Origin of the sequence: Caulobacter sp. 17J80-11 (genome assembly GCF_014349105.1) — a bacterium.
Classification (GTDB): domain Bacteria; phylum Pseudomonadota; class Alphaproteobacteria; order Caulobacterales; family Caulobacteraceae; genus 17J80-11.
The window spans coordinates 358,307-375,141 of record NZ_JACSJI010000001.1 but is presented as its reverse complement, the minus strand read 5'-3'; the positions used below and the strand labels follow the sequence as shown (position 1 = coordinate 375,141).

Below are 16,835 nucleotides of genomic sequence, written 5' to 3'. Positions count from 1 at the left end.
TGGGGGCAAACACGCCGCCCAGGAGGAATTGGCGTGAAGCTAAACGCCTCAGGAGCGAAAAGGCTCCCGCGCCCGCGTCAATATTGCAGCTTGACCCCGGCGTAGTAGAACCGGCCGACCCCGTCGTAGACGTCGGGGAAGGTGGTCCAGCCGGTCGCCTGGCCGGCGCCGCCATCGGTGCCGCCGACGAAGACGTACTCGTCGAAGATGTTGTCGACGCCCAGGAACAGGGTCGACTGGTCGTTGAAGTCGTAGCGGACCTGCATGTCGGAGAAGGCGCGCTCACCGATCTCAGCCCCGAAGAAGATGTCGTCGGAGTTGTTGGTGATCTTCACCTTGCCGATGTACTGCGTGGTCCAGGCCACGGTCAGCTTGTCACGGCTGTAGACCAGGTTGAGCAGCCACTGGTTCTCGGGCGCGCCGACGGTGCCCTTCAGGTCGATCGGATCGGCCCCGGCGAACGGCACCGTCTCCAGTTCGTCGACCCAGGTGTAGTTCCAGGTGGCGAGCAGCGAGCCCCAGTCCGTCGAGCTCTCGAAATAGTCGTTGAACTGGAAGGTGTAGCTGGCCTGGACGTCGATGCCCTTGGCGGTGGTTTCGGCGACGTTGTTCTGGGTCTGGTTGACGAACTGCAGCGCGCCGATGGTCGGGCCGCTGTTGAAGCGGACGATCGACGAGCAGAACAGGTTGGTCGGGTCGAACCCGCCGGCGCCGCCGTAGCAGTTGTTCAGCAGGTCCTGCTCGTCGATGGCCTGGATCCGGTTGTCGATCTTGATGTCGTAGTAGTCGATCGACATCGACAGCGGGGCCAACCAGTCGTTGAATTTCGGGTTGAAAATGACCCCGAAGGTCCACGATTTGCCGGTTTCGGCCGCGAGGTCCGGGTTGCCGGTGTCGAAGCCCGAAACGCCCTGCAGCTCAAACTGGGTCTGCGAGAAACCGCCGGTGGCGGCGACGCGCGCGGCCAGGGCCGGATCCGCCAGACAGGCCGCGGCGATCGGATCGCCGATGGTGGTCGGGTCGACGCCGCTGCTGAGAACGTTGCTGGGGTTCTCGCTGTCCTGGCGCACGTTCAGGAACGCCGCCTGGCCGCCGGCGGTGACCGTCACGCCCGCGCACGGATCCGATACGGACGGGAAGTCCTGCTGGGCGGGCTGGAACAGCTCGCTGATGTTCGGCGCGCGCACCGCCTTCGAGTACTGACCGCGGAACTTGGCCCAGTCGGTCGCCTGCCATTCCAGCGAGGCGGCGTAGGCCTGGGTCCAGCCGACGGTGGAGTACTCGGACCAGCGGCCGGCCAGGTTCAGGTCCAGCGACTGGGCCCAGGCCATGTCGGCCAGCAGCGGAATGCGCAGTTCGCCGAAGAACTCGTAGACGTTGAACTCGCCGATGGTCGCCGGCGTGGCGTTGCCGGAGGTGGCGCCCGCCTGGGTGAGCGGGTCGGGGATGTCGCGCGACTTCTCCTGGCGGTACTCCGAGCCCGCCACCCACTCCAGCGCGCCGGCCGGCAGTTCCCAGGCGTGGCCGGTCACGAAGCCGTTGATCACCCACTCTTCGATCGCCGAATCGCGGCTGGTCTGAGCGCGGATGAAGTCGGCCGCCGCCGGCGAGATCGAGTTCTCGCCGAAGATGTTGATCGGCACGCAGCCCTGGGCGCGGAAGTTGATGTCCGAGCAGACGATCTGGCCGGTGGCCGGATCGACCACGGTGTCCAGGGCCGCGCGCAGGCGGTCGGTGTTGATGTCGCCGGTCGAAGTCTGGTCGTCGTCCGTACGACCATAGTTCATGCTGACTTCGTAGTGGATGTTCTCGACCGGATCGCCCTCGACGCCGAACACGACGCGGAAGGTGTCGCGGTTGATGTCGTTGCCGCGGTTGCCGACTTCGGGCGTGCGACGAGCGAAGCCGACGACCAGGTCTTCGTCCGCGAGGCCCGGATTGGCGGCGCGCACCAGGTCCTTGATGTCTCCGGGCACGGAAGCGCTGGTCAGGGGGATGCCGAACCGGCACGCGTCCACGACCCCGTCGCCGTTGTCATCCGCACAGGTGGGAAGGGCGCCGAAGCCCGCTTCGTTGAAATAGACCTGGTCGCTGCCCAGCGGCGTCGGCTCGATCTGGGATTCCGCCTCGGTGCGGATGTAGGCCAACTCCGAGAAGAACCGCATGTTGTCGGTGATGTCGTAGGCGAACTCGGCCCAGGTCGAGATCCGGTTGCTCGGCACCTGCAGCAACCGGAACTCCTGACGGTTGAAGCCGAAGGCGGCGCTCGAATACGGGAAAATCCCCGCGTCGGTGAACACGCCGGTGTCGTTCTCCGTCAGGACCACGGGGCCGTCAGGGGTGGTGACCACGGTGGGCACCGGGATCAGGAAACGGCCCTCGGGGATGAACGAGGAGAAGAGGTTGGTCTGGCCCTTCAGGTCGTTCGGATCGCCGGAGCGGGTCACGGCGTTGACGGCGTCAAACGCCATGCCCTGGTCGCCGCGGCTGCGCGCCCGGATCGGCCCGACGTGGTCGTAGCCGAGGTTCACCACGGCGTGGCCGCGGCCGTCCTGGAACTGCGAGCCGGCCAGGGCGGCGACCTTCCACTCGACCCCGTCGCCGCGGTCGCTGATGCCGTACTGGCCGTTGAGCTGGAAGCCCTCGAAGTCGTTACGGGTCAGGATGTTGACCACGCCGGCCAGGGCGTCGGAGCCGTAGACTGCGGAAGCGCCGCCGGTGATCACGTCGATGCGGTCGACCAGCCCGGTCGGGATGGTGCTGTAGTCGACCGCCTGGGTGCCGACCACGCCCGGCACGAACCGGCGGCCGTTGACCAGGGTCAGGGTGCGGTCCTCGCCGAGGTTGCGCAGGTCCACGGTGGTGATGGCGTTGCCGGTGGTGGCGAAGCCCGAATTGGTCGGCGTGATCGACGAGACGCCGGTCGCCGGCAGGGTGCGGACGATGTCGCCCGTGTTGATGGAGCCGGTCTGCTCGATGTACTGCGTCGTCACCACCTGCACGGCGGTGGGCGAGGTCTGGTTCGGCCGCGGGATGCGCGAACCGGTGACCACGATCTCCTCAACCTCGGACTGTTGCTCCTCCTGCGGCTGATCCTGCTGTTCGGGGAGATCCTGCGCGCGCACGAGCGGCGCAATGGTCATCGCGGCCGCGAACGCCGCTCCCGCGTAGACGGACGAGCTCAGCAGCCCTCTCTTAAGAGCGGTCATAGGGATTCCCCTCGCGTCTCGCCGCTTGTTGGTACGCCACTCGTTGCAGGCGGCAGGCTTGGCTAAAGACGTCCCCCCAACAGCCCTGTTCGTAGTGAAGTTCCCCTAGGGGCTGGGGGGAGAATTCACAGGCCGGCGCGTCGTGTCGCGGCCCTGTCCGTCCTCGCCGCTTGCGCGGAGGCGACTCCGCCTCTAAACGGCCCCCTTAACCTGCAAGTCGACCGACCCCGGGCGCGCGGCCCCCCGCGCGAGCCCGCCAACGCGCGCGAGTACCCATGCCGAAACGCACCGACATCTCCTCGATCCTGATCATCGGCGCCGGGCCCATCGTGATCGGTCAGGCCTGCGAGTTCGACTATTCGGGCGTGCAGGCGTGTAAGGCCCTTAAGGCCGAGGGCTACCGGATCGTGCTGGTCAACTCGAACCCGGCCACGATCATGACCGACCCGGAGGTGGCCGACGCCACCTACATCGAGCCGATCACCCCGGAGATGGTCGAGAAGATCATCGCCAAGGAGCGCCCGGACGCCCTGCTGCCGACCATGGGCGGCCAGACGGCGCTGAACACTGCGCTGGCGCTGGAGTCGAACGGCGTGCTGGCCAAGTACGGCGTGGAGATGATCGGGGCCAAGGCCGAGGTCATCGACAAGGCCGAAGACCGTCAGAAATTCCGCGACGCCATGGACAAGATCGGGCTGGAGAGCCCGCGCTCGCGCGTCGCCAACACCATGGAGCAGGCGCTGGAGGCGCTGGAGTTCGTCGGCCTGCCGACGATCATCCGCCCCAGCTTCACCCTGGCCGGCACCGGCGGCGGTATCGCCTACAACGTCGAGGAGTTCCGCGAGATCGTCGAACGTGGCCTGGACGCCTCGCCGGTCACCGAGGTGCTGATCGAAGAATCGGTGCTGGGGTGGAAGGAGTACGAGATGGAGGTGGTCCGCGACCGCGCGGACAACTGCATCATCATCTGCTCGATCGAGAACATCGACCCGATGGGGGTGCACACCGGCGACTCCATCACCGTGGCCCCCGCGCTGACGCTGACCGACAAAGAGTACCAGCGCATGCGCAAGGCCTCGATCGACGTCCTGCGCGAGATCGGGGTGGAGACCGGCGGCTCGAACGTGCAGTTCGCGGTCAACCCGCGCGACGGCCGCATGACCGTCATCGAGATGAACCCGCGGGTGTCGCGCTCCTCGGCCCTGGCCTCGAAGGCCACCGGCTTCCCGATCGCCAAGGTCGCGGCCAAGCTGGCGGTGGGCTACACTCTCGACGAGCTGACCAACGACATCACCCGCGTCACGCCGGCCTCGTTCGAGCCGTCGATCGACTACGTGGTCACCAAGATCCCGCGCTTCGCCTTCGAGAAGTATCCGGGCGCCGAGCCGACCCTGACCACCTCGATGAAGTCGGTGGGCGAGGTCATGGCCATCGGCCGCACCTTCCAGGAAAGCGCGCAGAAGGCCCTGCGCGGGCTTGAAACCGGCCTGACCGGCTTCGACGAGATGGACATCCCGGGCGTCGACGACGCCGAGGATCCGGCCGCGGTGAAGGCCGCCGTCGTGCGCCAGCTGGGCCTGCCGACCCCGGACCGCCTGCGCGTCATCGCCCAGGCCTTCCGCCACGGCCTGAGCGTCGAGGAGATCAACGCCGCGTGCAGCTACGAGCCGTGGTTCCTGCGCCAGATCGAAGACCTGGTGAAGGCCGAGGCCGAGCTCGAGAAGACCGGCCTGCCGGAGGACGCCGACGCCTTCCGCCGCCTGAAGGCCAAAGGCTTCTCCGACAAGCGCCTGGGCCTGCTGACCGGCCTGACCGAGAAGCAGGTGCGCGCCAAGCGCCGCGGCCTGGGCGTGCGCCCGGTGTTCAAGCGCATCGACACCTGCGCGGCCGAGTTCGCCGCCGACACCGCCTACATGTACTCGACCTACGAGACCGGCGCGCTGGGCCAGGTTCCGGAGTGCGAATCCAACCCGTCGGATCGCAAGAAGGCCGTCATCCTCGGCGGCGGTCCCAACCGGATCGGCCAGGGCATCGAGTTCGACTACTGCTGCTGCCACGCGGCCTTCGCCTTCGACCAGATCGGCCTGGAGTCGATCATGGTCAACTGCAACCCCGAGACGGTCTCGACCGACTACGACACCTCCGACCGCCTGTACTTCGAGCCGCTCACGGCCGAGGACGTGCTGGAGCTGCTGCACGTCGAGAAGTCCAAGGGCGAGCTGGTCGGCGTCGTCGTCCAGTTCGGCGGCCAGACCCCGCTGAAGCTGGCCCACGCCCTTGAGGAGGAAGGCATTCCGATCCTGGGCACCACGGTCGACGCCATCGACCTGGCGGAGGACCGCGAGCGCTTCCAGCAGTTGCTGAACGAGATCGGCCTGAAGCAGCCGATCAACGCCATCGCCCGCAACGACGAGGAAGCCTTCGCCGGCGCCCACCACGTCGGCTATCCCGTGGTGATCCGTCCGTCCTACGTGCTGGGCGGCCGGGCCATGGAGATCGTCCACGACGACGAACAGCTGGCCCGCTACGTCCGCGAGGCCGTGCAGGTCTCCGGCGACAGCCCCGTGCTGATCGACCAGTACCTGAACCGCGCCACCGAGGTGGACGTGGACGCCATCTGCGACGGCGAGACCGTGTTCGTGGCCGGCGTGCTCGAGCACATCGAGGAAGCCGGCGTGCACTCGGGCGACTCGGCCTGCTCCATGCCGCCCTTCTCGCTGAAGCCGGAAACCGTGGCCGAGCTGCGCCGCCAGACCGAGCTGATGGCACGGGCGCTGAAGGTGCGCGGCCTGATGAACGTGCAGTTCGCCATCGAGGAGCCGCACTCCGACGAGCCGCGCATCTACGTGCTGGAAGTGAACCCGCGCGCCTCGCGCACCGTGCCGTTCGTGGCCAAGACCATCGGCGAGCCGGTGGCCGGCATCGCCGCCAAGGTCATGGCCGGCGAGCGCCTGGCCGACTTCAAGCTCGACCAGAAGCCGATGAACCACGTCGCGGTGAAGGAAGCCGTCTTCCCGTTCGCCCGCTTCCCGGGCGTCGACACCGTGCTCGGCCCGGAAATGCGCTCGACCGGGGAGGTCATGGGCCTGGACTGGATCCGCGAGGGCGAGACCGCCCAGGCGGCCTTCGCCCGCGCCTTCGCCAAGAGCCAGTTGGGCGGCGGCTCCAAGCTGCCGACCTCGGGCACCGTCTTCGTGTCGGTGAAGGAGTCGGACAAGCCGTGGATCGTCGAGCCGATCCGCATCCTGCTGGCCCAGGGCTTCAAGGCGATCGCCACTGAAGGCACCCACAAGTTCCTCAAGGAGCAGGGCCTGGAGGTCGGCTACGTGAAGAAGGTGCTGGAGGGCCGTCCGCACATCGTCGACGCCATGAAGAACGGCGAGGTGCAGCTGGTCTTCAACACCACCGAGGGCCGCCAGTCGCTGCTGGACAGCTTCTCCATCCGCCGCACGGCGCTGATGATGAAGATCCCCTACCAGACCACCGCCTCCGGCGCCCTGGCCGCCGCCCGCGCCATCGAAGCGGTCAAGACCGGCACCCTGGAGGTCCGTCCGCTGCAGAGCTACGGCTGACCCGTCGCGCCCCCGGCGCCGTCTGGCACATTTGTCAGGTCGGCGTCGGGGTGCGGACAGGTGGGGATGTTTTGATCCCGAAGCGCCGGACGAGCCGGCGTCCTTCGGGAGTGTCCCTCATGACCAAGCTGCTCACCTCCGCCGCCTTCGTCGCGGCCCTCATCGCGGCGCCCGCCGCCTTTGCAGCCACTAACCCGGCCCCGGCCCCGGCCCAGACGAAGCCGGCTTCCACCTCGACGGCGCCCGTCAAGTCGAACGCCAAGTCGGCCGCGCACGCCAAGAAGGCCGAGTGCGTGAAGAAGTGGAAGTCCGAGAAGAAGCACACCCAGTCCGAGAAGGAATTCCTGGCGGCCTGCGAGAAGGCCTGACGGGACCGCGCCGGCGGGGATGGGCCGCCCCCCTCCCGTGTTCCCCGCCGGCGCCCTTTCGGTTCTCCGCAGCCTCGAATCGAGGCCCGAGAATTCTCCGACCTGATCGGGTCGGAAAATGCTCAGGTCGTCATGAAGGTAGACCACTTCCTTCGCCGAACCGGTGTCCACTTCGGCGGGAAGTGGTCTAGCATCCCCCTCTCGTCCAGCAGGCGGAGTCCGATGAGTTCGCGCATTCTCGTCATCGAGGACGACGCCGACACCGCCGACCACATCCTCAAGGGCCTGCGCGAAGAGGGCCTGACCGTCGAGCATGCGGCCGACGGCGGCGACGGCCTCTATCTGGCCACCACCGGAAAATTCGACGCGGTCGTTCTGGACCGCATGCTGCCCGGCCTGGACGGTCTGAGCGTGCTGAAGGCCATGCGCGCGGCCGAGATCCACACGCCGGTGCTGATCCTGTCCGCCCTCAGCCACTTGGACGAACGGGTGAAGGGCCTACGCGCCGGCGGCGACGACTACCTGATCAAGCCCTTCGCCTATTCGGAGCTGTCGGCCCGGCTGCAAAGCCTGCTGCGCCGGCGCTCGGGCGCAACCCCGGCCACCGTGCTGACCTGCGGCGACCTCACCATGGACCTGCTGTCGCGGCGGGTGACCCGGGGCGAGCGCACGCTGGACCTGCTGCCGCGCGAGTTCAAACTGCTTGAGCACCTGCTGCGCAACAAGGACCGGGTGGTGACCCGCACCATGCTGCTGGAGCAGGTGTTCGACTATCGCTTCGATCCCCACACCGGCCTGATCGACACCCACGTCAGCCGGCTGCGCAAGAAGATCGACGAAGGCTTCGACAAGCCCTTGCTGCGCACCCTGCGCGGCACCGGCTATCGCCTGTCGGACAAGGCCTGATGCGACTGCGGCCCTGGATCCTGCCGGTGGCCGCCCTGACGGTCGCCGCCGCGGCCCTGGCGGCCGGCTTCCTGATCGTCGGCCACGCCGGCGAGTCGCTGATCTCCCGCCAGCAGGCCGCCACCGCCCGCTCCGAGCGCGACTACTTCGTCACCTATGCGCGGGAGGAAGGCGTCGAGAAGCTGGCCGCGGCCATCGAACGGCGCGAACGGCTGGGCTCGGCCGACGGCTTCCACTACGCCCTGGTCGACAAGGCCGGACGCACCATCGCCGGGGCCGACCTGCAGAGCATCAAGCTGCCGGCGTCCGGCTGGCGCACGGTCGCCGAGACCGGCCAGCCGCGCCAGCTGTGGCGGGTGCTGGCCCAGCCGCTGGGCAGAGGCATGACCCTGGTGGTGGCCGAGGACCTGGAGGCCCGCGACGCCTTCCGCGACGCCCTGTTCCGCGGCACCGCCTGGGCGCTGCTGGTGGCGGTGGTGATGGTCGCGGCGGTCGGGGTCGCCTTCAACGCCCTGATGCTGCGGCGCGCCCGCGACATCGCCCACACCGCCGGCGCGATCGCCGCCGGCGACCTGTCGGCCCGAGCGGCCGCGCGGGCCGACGGCGACGTGTTCGATCGGCTGGGCCTGTCGCTGAACGCCATGCTGACCCGCATCGAGGAGCTGATGACCGGCCTGCGCACGGTCACCGACAGCCTCGCCCACGACCTGCGCTCGCCGCTCATGCGGGTGGAGTTCGCCCTGGACCGCGCCGCCGAGCCGGACCTGCCCCCTGCCGAGCTCGCCGCCGTGCTGGACCACGCCCGCGGCGAGGTCGACGCCGCCCTCGCCACCCTGTCGGCCCTTATGGAAGTGGCCCGCGCCGAGACCGGCCTCTCCGGCGACGCCATGGGGGTGATCGACCTGGCCGCCCTGGCCGACGAGATGGGCGACCTGTTCAGCCCGGTGATCGAGGACGCCGGCCAGCTGCTTGTGGTCGACACGCCCCAGGCCCCCCTGCCCGCCCGCGTGCACGAGACCCTGCTGCGCCAGGCGCTGGGCAACCTGCTGCACAACGCCGCCGTCCACGCCGGCCCGGGCGCCGACGTGCGCCTTCAGGTCGCCGAGACCCCGGACGGCCAGGTGCGGATGACCGTCTCCGACACTGGCCCTGGCGTGCCGGCCGAGCACCTGGGGCGGGTGGCCGAGCGCTTCGTGCGGGTCGACAGCTCGCGCTCAACGCCCGGGGCCGGCCTGGGCCTGGCCATCGTCGCCGCGTGCGCCAAGCTGCATGGCGGGCGCCTGGTGCTGTCGGACAACGCGCCGGGCCTGATGGCGGCCATGGAATTCCCGCGTCGCCGCCGGCCGGCCTGAGAACTTCGAGAGGGTTGCTTTTCCGGACGCGCTCGCGGCAACCTCGGCTGCAGCCGGAGGGGGGCTTGTCATGATCGTCGTCCATCACCTGAACAACTCGCGCTCGCAGCGCGTGCTCTGGCTTCTGGAGGAGCTGGGCCTGCCCTACGAGGTGAAGCGCTACCAGCGGAACGCCAAGACCATGCTGGCCCCGCCGGAGCTGAAGGCGATCCACCCGCTGGGCAAGTCGCCGGTGATCACCGACGGCGGGCAGACCGTCGCCGAGACCGGCGCGATCATCGAATACCTGCTCGAGACCTACGGCCAGGGCCGGCTGATCCCGGCCGCCGGCACGCCGGAGCGGCTGCGCTTCACCTACTGGCTGCACTACGCCGAGGGCTCGGCCATGTCGCCGCTGCTGCTAAAGCTGGTGTTCGCCAACCTGCCCAAGCGCGCCCCCTTCCTGCTGAAAGGCTTGGTCGGTTCGGTCGCCGCCAAGGCGCAGTCCAGCTTCATCGATCCGCAGCTGAAGACCCACGTCGACTACTGGGAGGCCGAGCTCGGCAAGGCCGACTGGTTCGCCGGCTCCGAATTCTCCGCCGCCGACGTGCAGATGAGCTTCCCGGTCGAGGTCGCCGCCGTTCGGGTCGGCTTCAAGGGCCGGCCGAAGCTGCAGGCCTTCCTGGAGCGGATCCAGGCGCGCCCGGCCTACCAGCGGGCGCTGGAGCGCGGCGGCCTCTACAAGCTGGGCTAGCCTGCGCTCAACAGCAGAGCGGCGGCGCCGGCGGCGATCACCGCCGCCCCGGCCGCCCGGGCGCGGGTCACCGGCTCCTTCAGCACCAGCACGGCGATGACCAGGGCGAACAGGATCGAGGTCTCGCGGAGCGCCGCGAGCCTGGGCGTGTCGCCCAGCCGGTAGGCCCACAGCGCCAGGCCGTAGGTCAGGATCGACAGCGCGCCCGCGGTCAGGCCCGCCCGCCACTCCGCGCGGGCCGCGACCAGGAAGGCCGGCCCGCGCCACAGGGCGAACACCCCGCCGACGCCGATCCCCAGCAGCAGGAACACCCAGACGATGTAGCTGCCGGCCGAGGGCGCGGCGCGCACGCCCTGGGCGTCAATCACCGTGTAGACCGCGATGGTCACGCCCGTGCCCGCCGCCCACAGCAGCGAGCGCCGGTTCACGCCGCGCCCGGCGCCCACGATCACCACCCCGCAGCTGACCAGGGCCACGCCCAGCACGGTGACCGGCGAGATGTGCTCGCCGAAGGCCAGCACCGCCCCGGCCGCCGCCAGGACGGGCGCCAGGCCGCGCATGATCGGATAGGCGACGCTCATGTCGGTCGACTCGAAGGCCTTCACCAGGCAGGTCAGGTAGACCAGGTGGGTCAGGCCCGACGCCGCCAGCCAGCCCCACGCGCCGTGCGGCAGGGGCATGAAGAAGGCGGCCGGGAAGACCAGCAGGGCGCTGAAGCCGTCCAGCAGGGCCCGGCTCGACATCTTGTCCCGGCCGGACTTCAGGATGGCGTTGACCACCGCGTGCGCCGCGCCCGAGGCCACGATCATCAGGGCGGCGACCTGCATCAGCCCGCGCGACGCCAGTGGGTGGTCAGCACCAGGTGGGTGGTCGCCGCCGCCACGCCGGGCGTCGCCGCCACCCGCTCGCGCACCGCGCTCAGCGCCTCGGGGCTGGCGCAGGCGACCTCGAGCAGCAAGTCGATCGGCCCGGCCAGGGATCGGGCGGAGACGATTTCCGGCGCGCCCGACAGGGCCGGCAGCACCTGGGCGCAGGTCCGGCCCGGCTCCAGCGTCACCGACAGGACCGCGCTGACGCCGGCGGTCTCCGCCCCGGGCGCCAGGCGGACGGTGTAGCCCTCGATCACGCCGGCGCGCTCCAGCCGCGCCAGGCGGCCTTGCGTGGCGCTGCGCGACAGGCCCACGCGCCGGGCGAGCGCCACCAGCGGCTCGCGCGCGTCATGCGTGAGGGCGGCGATGAGCTGGCGGTCCTTGTCGTCGAGAATCACGTCGAAACGTCTAGCCGTCTCGCGTCCGCGCCGCCAGATCGCCGGTCGGCGCGACGCATTGACGAGTGAAACCGGCGTGGTTCGCTTCCACGCTGCGGGCCTCAGTTCCGGAGCCCGCCATGGACCTCGCCAACGCCGCCCTCCTGCCCATCGACATGCAACGCGGCTTCGACGGGCCGCCCTGGCCGAGGCGCTGGAACAGCCGGCTGGACGCCAACGGCCTGGCCCTGCTGGCGGCCTGGCGGGCGACCGGCCGGCCGCTGATCCACGTCCGCCACGACTCGGTGGAGCCCGGCAGCGTGTTCGCGGCCGGCTCGCCCGGCAACGCCCTGCGCGACGGTTTCGAGCCGAAGGCGGGCGAGCCGCTGGTCAGCAAGAGCGTCAACGCGGCCTTCATCGGCACCGACCTGGACCTGCGCCTGCGCCGGCTGGGCGTCGACACCGTCGTCACCTTCGGCGTCTCCACCGACATGTGCGTGTCCACCACCGTGCGGGTGGGGGCCAACCTCGGCTACCGCATGATCCTGGTCGGCGACGCCTGCGACTGCTTCGACCTGCCCGACGGCCGCGGCGGGACGGTGAAGGCCGAGGACGTCCACCGCGCCCACCTGGCCACCCTGGGCTACGAGTTCGCCACCGTGATCGACACCGCCGCCCTCCTGACAGCGCTGTCGGCGACGCGGGCCGCCTGACGTCACGGCTGATTGCAAAAGGGAATAGCCGGCCGCCCACAAGAGCTGCGCCATATCGCCGCCGGTGCGGCTTGAAGTCGGGCGGGGGTTGGTCATATGCTCTCCACCCCGATCGTATTTCGCCCGCGATCGGGCGGTTTGCCTTTCCTCCCGGGCGCACTAAGCGAACCCAATCGCACATGGAAAAAGTGCCGATGACGGCCGAGGGCTACCGCGCCCTCGACGAAGAATTGAAGCGTCTCAAGTCGGTGGAGCGGCCGAACGTGATCGCCGCCATCGCCGAGGCGCGCAGCCACGGCGACCTCTCTGAGAACGCGGAATATCACGCGGCCAAGGAGCGCCAGGGCTGGATCGAGGGCCGGATCGCCGAGATCGAGGACAAGATCTCGCGCGCCCAGGTCATCGACGTGTCCAAGCTGTCCGGCTCGCAGGTGAAGTTCGGCGCCACCGTCTCGGTGGTGGACGAGGACACCGAGGAAGAGGCCAGCTACCAGATCGTCGGCGAGCACGAAGCCGACGTGAAGGGCGGCAAGATCTCCGTTTCTTCGCCGCTGTCGCGTGCGATGATCGGCAAGGAGGTCGGCGACGTCGTGGAGGTGAACACCCCCGGCGGCGTGAAGGCCTACGAAATTCTCAAGGTCGAGTGGCGCTGACGATTCGTCGGCGCCTCTTTTCCCTCCGCAGTTTCCGACGCTAAATCGGGCGTGTCCGAAACGCCTCCAGACGACCGCGACCTGGCAACGCCCTCGGCGGCGCGCCTGTTCGCGCGCATGGACGAGCGCCCGATCACCATCTGGGCCGTGTCCGACGGCCGGGCCGGGATCGAGAACCAGGCGCTCGGCCTGGCCGAGGCGGTCGCCCGCCTGACGCCGGCCTCCATCGTGCGCAAGCACGTCCGCTTCCGTGAAAACTACGACCGGCTGCCCACGGGGCTGAAGCTGCACCCGCGCCGATTCCTGGCCGCCGACGCCGACCCGATCGAGCCGCCGTGGCCGGACCTGTGGATCGCCGCCGGCCGGGCGACCATGCCGTTCTCCCTGCGCATGCGCCGCTGGTCCAAGGGCAAGACCTTCGTGGTCCAGGTCCAGGATCCGCGCTGGCCGCCGCAGATGTTCGACGCGGTGGTGCCGCCGCGGCACGACCGGGTGGTCGGCCCCAACGTCATCGACATCACCGGCTCGCCCCACCGGGTCACCCCGGAAAAGCTGGACGACGCCCTGGTCCGCTTCCGCGACCTGGTCGATCCCTTGCCTCACCCGCGCGTGGCGGTGCTGATCGGCGGCAAGTCCAAGGCCTTCGACATCTCGCCCGAGCGCGCCTCACGCCTGGCCGCCGAGATCGCCCTGGCGGTGGAGACCGAGAAGGGCTCGGTGATGGTCACCTTCTCGCGCCGCACGCCCCAGCGCGCGCGCGACCTGCTGGCCAGCCGGCTGAAGCCCCTGCCCGGGATCGTCTGGGACGGCGAGGGCGCGAACCCCTACTTCGCCTTTCTGGCGGCGGCCGACTACGTGCTGGTCACCGAGGATTCGACCAACATGGCCACCGAGGCCGCCTCGACCGGCAAGCCGGTGTTCATCCTCAAGATGGACGGCGAGAGCCTGAAATTCCGCCGCTTCCACGAGGAGCTGGAGCGGCGCGACGTGGCCCGCCCGTTCGGCGGCACGCTCTACCGCTGGGACTACCCGCCGCTGCGCGAGACCGACTGGGCCGCCACCGACGTGCTGGCCCGCATGCGCGCGCGGGCGGGTTAGTCGCGGCGCCCGGAGGTCGCCTCAGTTCTTGCGACCGCCCGCCGCCTCGGCCTTCGCACGCGCCGCCCGCTCCTTCACCCACTCGGCCTTCAACTCCGCCTTCGAGGGGTAGAACCGGTCCAGGGCGCCGTAAACGGCCTGGGCGTCCAGCACCCGCCAGCCTTCGCTCTCGTAGCCGGGCGGCAAGGCGGCGGGATCCACGAACAACACGTCCAGAGTGGTCGTGTAGCCGGCCGTATAGGGCAGCCCGCTCTCGAGGAGCACGTGCCGAACGTCCACGCGGCCCTTCACGATCAGTCCGGGCTTGCCGGCCGCCAGCGCCATGTTGGCGGCGCGCAGCAGCACCACCTCGGCCACGGCCTCCGGCGCCGTCGCGCCGTCCGTCATGTCGACTGTCGCCCCGTCGCGCGGCTTCCTGCCTGGCAGGGTGTCGAAGGGCGACGGGTCCGGATAGCGCGGCAGGGTTTCGAACCGCTCCGCTTCGGGCAAGCTTTGTAAGAGCGCAGCCAGGCCCGCCGCCGGCGCGATCCGGGCCGGAACCTGCGGCAGGTCGGCGACCGTCGCGCGCTCTGCCGCCGGTAGACGCGCGCGCAGCGCGGCATGAAGCTCCGCCCGGGCGTTCCCGAGCCCCTTGGCTTCGGCCCTGTCGACAGCGGGAAGCTGCGCGCGGGCTTCCGTGGTCCGGCCTTCGGCGATCAGGCCGCGCGCCTCGACCAGCGGCGCCCAGGCGTCCAGCAGCTCGGTCCCGAACTGCCGGAAGCCTTCGCGCGCCTCGACCTCGAAGTTGTGGACGTCGACGTCCAGCTTGCGCGGTCGGTTGTCATTGACCTTCGTCCGCAGCTGGAGCGGGGGCGGCGGCTCCGAGGCCGCGAGCACCCGAGCGCGGGCCTCGGCCAGGGCGGCGCGCGCGCCCGCCGCATCGCCGTTCGCCGCCATGGCGTAGGCCTTCCAGCCGCTACGCTCGACCCGGAACGTCTCGTCCGCGACGCGGTCGCGCGTCTCCTGCGTCCGCTCCTCGACTTCCGTACGCAGCGGACCGAGGTTGTCCCGGTAAGGCAGGGTCAGACGCGGATAGAGCGCGATCGCCTCGCCCCAGCGCCCTTCGGCCAGGAACCTTTGGAACAGGATGTCCAACGCCTCGGGATACAAGCTCGCAAGGGCGCGCAGCTGCGCCTCCTGTTCCGACTTCAGGCCGGCCGCCTCCAGCACCAGCCAGGCCGCCGTCGCCGACTTGCGGCTGTACGGCCGCTTCGCGAAGGCGGCGCTGGCCAGGCCCGCGGCCTTGGCCGGATCCCCGGCCAGGGCGGCGGCGTAGGCTTCCACGTAGTCGTTTCCGACCCCGAGGCTGCGCCGGTAGAAATCCTGCGGCCCGAACGCGCCCGCGGCGCGGGCGGCGGCGACGTCGGCCCGGGCGCCGTCGATATCGCCGATCGCCAGCTTGTGGACCGCCCGGGCCTGCAGGAGGCTGACCTTGCGCAGGTCGTAAGTCGCCAGCATCGGCTCGGTCAGGGCGGTGTCGCACTTCGCCACGCCGTCGGACCCGACCCGGACCACGACCCGGACCGTATCGCCCTGGCCCTCGAGATGCATGTCCCTGAGCGCGGCTTCATTGAGATAGCCGCCGGCCGCCTCGGTCATGGCGTCGCCGATCTTCGTGGGGGCGGCGAAGCCGTCGCAACCCAGGAACGGCGCGACCTGCGCCTGCGCCGGCGCCCCGACCAACACCAGGGCGGCCGCCGCGGCCGCCGTCGAACTCACCCGCACCAGATCGCCCCCTCGTCCGCCGCCCCGCAGATTTCGCGAAAAGGCGAGCATCGTCGCGTATCACGCGCTCAAGTGGTGCAACAAGGCTCGCGGCGAAGACGTCGGCGCGCGCCCGTCCAGGCGGGTCAGGCCCCGCAAGACTCCCGCACGATCAGGTCGGTGGGCACCCGCTCCGAGCGGGCGCCGCGCGAGCTGGCGTCGAGCAGCTTGGAGACCAGCAGCCGGCCGGCCTTGGCGGTGTCCTGGGCGATAGTGGTCAGCGCCGGGCGGCTGTAGCGCGAGAACGGCACGTTGTCGTAGCCGACCACCGAGACGTCGCCCGGCACGGTCAGGCCGTTGTTGCGCAGCGCCCGGATGGCGCCCAGCGCGATCAGGTCGGAGGCCGCGACCACGCCGTCGAAAGCGACGCCGCGCTGGATCAGCGAGTCGACGCTGGCCTCGGCCGATTCCACCTCGAAGTGGGCCGGCACGATCAGGTCCGGATCGACCGGCAGGCCGCTCTGGCGGAGCGCGTCGAGATAGCCCCGGTGACGCTGCATGGCTTCCGGCGCCTCGGTGTCGCCAAGGAAGACCACGCGCTTACGGCCCAGCCGGAGCAGATGAAGCGTGGCGCGCCGGCCGCCCAGTGGGTTATCCGAGCCGACCGAGCAGTAGTTCTGGTCGGGTAGCTGCGCGCCCCAGACCACGAAGCGGCGGTCGCTCTCGGCCAGGCGGTTGAAGGCGGTGTGCAGCGAGCTCTGGCCCAGGAAGATCACCCCGTCGGCACGGCTGGTGGTCATGGCGGCGTAGAGGTCTTCGTAGCTGGAGGGGGCCACGTGGCTGACCAGCACGTCGCAACCGCGCTCGCGCGCCGCTTCGCCCACGCCGGCGAACAGCTCCAGGAAGAACGGGTCAGACAGGCCGCCCTCACGCCCCTGCGGGCGTGGGACCACGATGGCGATGGTCGCCTCCGCCCCGATCGGGCCGGCCGGCATGTAGTTGCGGAACGGATAGTCCCGCTCGCGCGCCAGCTTCCAGATCAGCTGCTTGGTGCGGGCGTTCACCGCGGGGCTGTCGTTGAGCGCGCGCGAGACCGTGGAGATCGACACCCCGGCCAGCTTGGCCAGGTCCTCCAGCCTTGTGACGCTCTTGTTCACCACGCCCCGCTCGCTGCAAATGTTTGCTGCAAATATTTTCAGCGCACATAGGGCGTAGCCGCAGGTCTACGCAAGGGCGCCTGCG

General features: G+C 69.9%; 13 protein-coding genes. 8 read left to right on the top strand and 5 right to left on the bottom strand.

Going from position 1 to position 16,835, the window contains the following annotated elements; translation table 11 throughout:
• Positions 1-77 precede the first annotated feature (77 nt).
• Positions 78-3,209 carry a TonB-dependent receptor domain-containing protein gene (locus H8B08_RS01940; RefSeq protein WP_187448525.1) on the bottom strand — a complete coding sequence of 1,044 codons (3,132 nt, stop codon included), beginning with the start codon at positions 3,207-3,209 and terminating at the stop codon, positions 78-80.
• Positions 3,210-3,484: 275 nt separating this feature from the next.
• Between H8B08_RS01940 and carB the strand changes: the two genes are divergently transcribed.
• From carB to H8B08_RS01915, 5 genes are all read left to right on the top strand, one after another.
• The gene (carB, locus tag H8B08_RS01935) at positions 3,485-6,781 is read left to right on the top strand and encodes a carbamoyl-phosphate synthase large subunit (protein ID WP_187448524.1); all 3,297 of its coding nucleotides are present in this window, start codon (positions 3,485-3,487) and stop codon (positions 6,779-6,781) included.
• Positions 6,782-6,900: 119 nt separating this feature from the next.
• Positions 6,901-7,149, top strand: coding sequence for a hypothetical protein (locus H8B08_RS01930; RefSeq protein WP_187448523.1), 249 nt, complete (start codon positions 6,901-6,903; stop codon positions 7,147-7,149).
• A 222-nt stretch (positions 7,150-7,371) separates the two neighbouring features.
• On the top strand, positions 7,372-8,055 hold the full coding sequence (locus H8B08_RS01925; RefSeq protein ID WP_187448522.1) for a response regulator transcription factor: 684 nt from the start codon (positions 7,372-7,374) through the stop codon (positions 8,053-8,055).
• Positions 8,055-9,407: a HAMP domain-containing sensor histidine kinase gene (locus H8B08_RS01920; protein ID WP_187448521.1), complete on the top strand. Its 1,353-nt coding sequence runs from the start codon at positions 8,055-8,057 to the stop codon at positions 9,405-9,407. The genes H8B08_RS01925 and H8B08_RS01920 overlap by 1 nt, the downstream gene beginning before the upstream one ends.
• 70 nt (positions 9,408-9,477) lie before the next feature.
• Complete coding sequence (locus H8B08_RS01915) at positions 9,478-10,140, top strand: glutathione S-transferase family protein (RefSeq protein ID WP_187448520.1); 663 nt, start codon at positions 9,478-9,480, stop codon at positions 10,138-10,140.
• Here the strand turns inward: H8B08_RS01915 and H8B08_RS01910 are convergent.
• Both H8B08_RS01910 and H8B08_RS01905 read right to left on the bottom strand, forming a co-directional pair.
• Positions 10,137-10,967 (bottom strand): DMT family transporter, encoded by an 831-nt coding sequence (locus H8B08_RS01910; RefSeq protein WP_187448519.1) that lies wholly within the window; start codon positions 10,965-10,967, stop codon positions 10,137-10,139. The genes H8B08_RS01915 and H8B08_RS01910 overlap by 4 nt on opposite strands.
• Positions 10,967-11,407 carry an Lrp/AsnC family transcriptional regulator gene (locus H8B08_RS01905; RefSeq protein WP_187448518.1) on the bottom strand — a complete coding sequence of 147 codons (441 nt, stop codon included), beginning with the start codon at positions 11,405-11,407 and terminating at the stop codon, positions 10,967-10,969. Before H8B08_RS01905 ends, H8B08_RS01910 begins: the two co-directional genes overlap by 1 nt.
• A 119-nt stretch (positions 11,408-11,526) precedes the next feature.
• Here H8B08_RS01905 and H8B08_RS01900 point away from each other — a divergent pair, with 119 nt between their 5' ends.
• From H8B08_RS01900 to H8B08_RS01890, 3 genes are all read left to right on the top strand, one after another.
• On the top strand, positions 11,527-12,099 hold the full coding sequence (locus tag H8B08_RS01900; RefSeq protein ID WP_187448517.1) for a cysteine hydrolase family protein: 573 nt from the start codon (positions 11,527-11,529) through the stop codon (positions 12,097-12,099).
• A 179-nt stretch (positions 12,100-12,278) separates the two neighbouring features.
• On the top strand, positions 12,279-12,752 hold the full coding sequence (gene greA, locus H8B08_RS01895) for a transcription elongation factor GreA (RefSeq protein WP_163260461.1): 474 nt from the start codon (positions 12,279-12,281) through the stop codon (positions 12,750-12,752).
• Between the two features lie 51 nt (positions 12,753-12,803).
• The gene (locus H8B08_RS01890) at positions 12,804-13,850 is read left to right on the top strand and encodes a mitochondrial fission ELM1 family protein (protein ID WP_370545374.1); all 1,047 of its coding nucleotides are present in this window, start codon (positions 12,804-12,806) and stop codon (positions 13,848-13,850) included.
• Between the two features lie 21 nt (positions 13,851-13,871).
• Here H8B08_RS01890 and H8B08_RS01885 read toward each other — a convergent pair whose 3' ends face one another.
• Both H8B08_RS01885 and H8B08_RS01880 read right to left on the bottom strand, forming a co-directional pair.
• Positions 13,872-15,614, bottom strand: coding sequence for a hypothetical protein (locus H8B08_RS01885; RefSeq protein ID WP_187448516.1), 1,743 nt, complete (start codon positions 15,612-15,614; stop codon positions 13,872-13,874).
• A gap of 125 nt (positions 15,615-15,739) precedes the next feature.
• On the bottom strand, positions 15,740-16,792 hold the full coding sequence (locus H8B08_RS01880; RefSeq protein WP_187448625.1) for a LacI family DNA-binding transcriptional regulator: 1,053 nt from the start codon (positions 16,790-16,792) through the stop codon (positions 15,740-15,742).
• Positions 16,793-16,835 lie beyond the last annotated feature (43 nt).

What these genes read in the sequence shown, in the direction of transcription:
- H8B08_RS01940 (WP_187448525.1), bottom strand. Translation starts at nt 3,209, where the DNA reads ATGACCGCTCTTAAGAGAGGGCTGCTGAGCTCGTCCGTCTACGCGGGA.
- carB (WP_187448524.1), top strand. Translation starts at nt 3,485, where the DNA reads ATGCCGAAACGCACCGACATCTCCTCGATCCTGATCATCGGCGCCGGG.
- H8B08_RS01930 (WP_187448523.1), top strand. Translation starts at nt 6,901, where the DNA reads ATGACCAAGCTGCTCACCTCCGCCGCCTTCGTCGCGGCCCTCATCGCG.
- H8B08_RS01925 (WP_187448522.1), top strand. Translation starts at nt 7,372, where the DNA reads ATGAGTTCGCGCATTCTCGTCATCGAGGACGACGCCGACACCGCCGAC.
- H8B08_RS01920 (WP_187448521.1), top strand. Translation starts at nt 8,055, where the DNA reads ATGCGACTGCGGCCCTGGATCCTGCCGGTGGCCGCCCTGACGGTCGCC.
- H8B08_RS01915 (WP_187448520.1), top strand. Translation starts at nt 9,478, where the DNA reads ATGATCGTCGTCCATCACCTGAACAACTCGCGCTCGCAGCGCGTGCTC.
- H8B08_RS01910 (WP_187448519.1), bottom strand. Translation starts at nt 10,967, where the DNA reads ATGCAGGTCGCCGCCCTGATGATCGTGGCCTCGGGCGCGGCGCACGCG.
- H8B08_RS01900 (WP_187448517.1), top strand. Translation starts at nt 11,527, where the DNA reads ATGGACCTCGCCAACGCCGCCCTCCTGCCCATCGACATGCAACGCGGC.
- greA (WP_163260461.1), top strand. Translation starts at nt 12,279, where the DNA reads ATGGAAAAAGTGCCGATGACGGCCGAGGGCTACCGCGCCCTCGACGAA.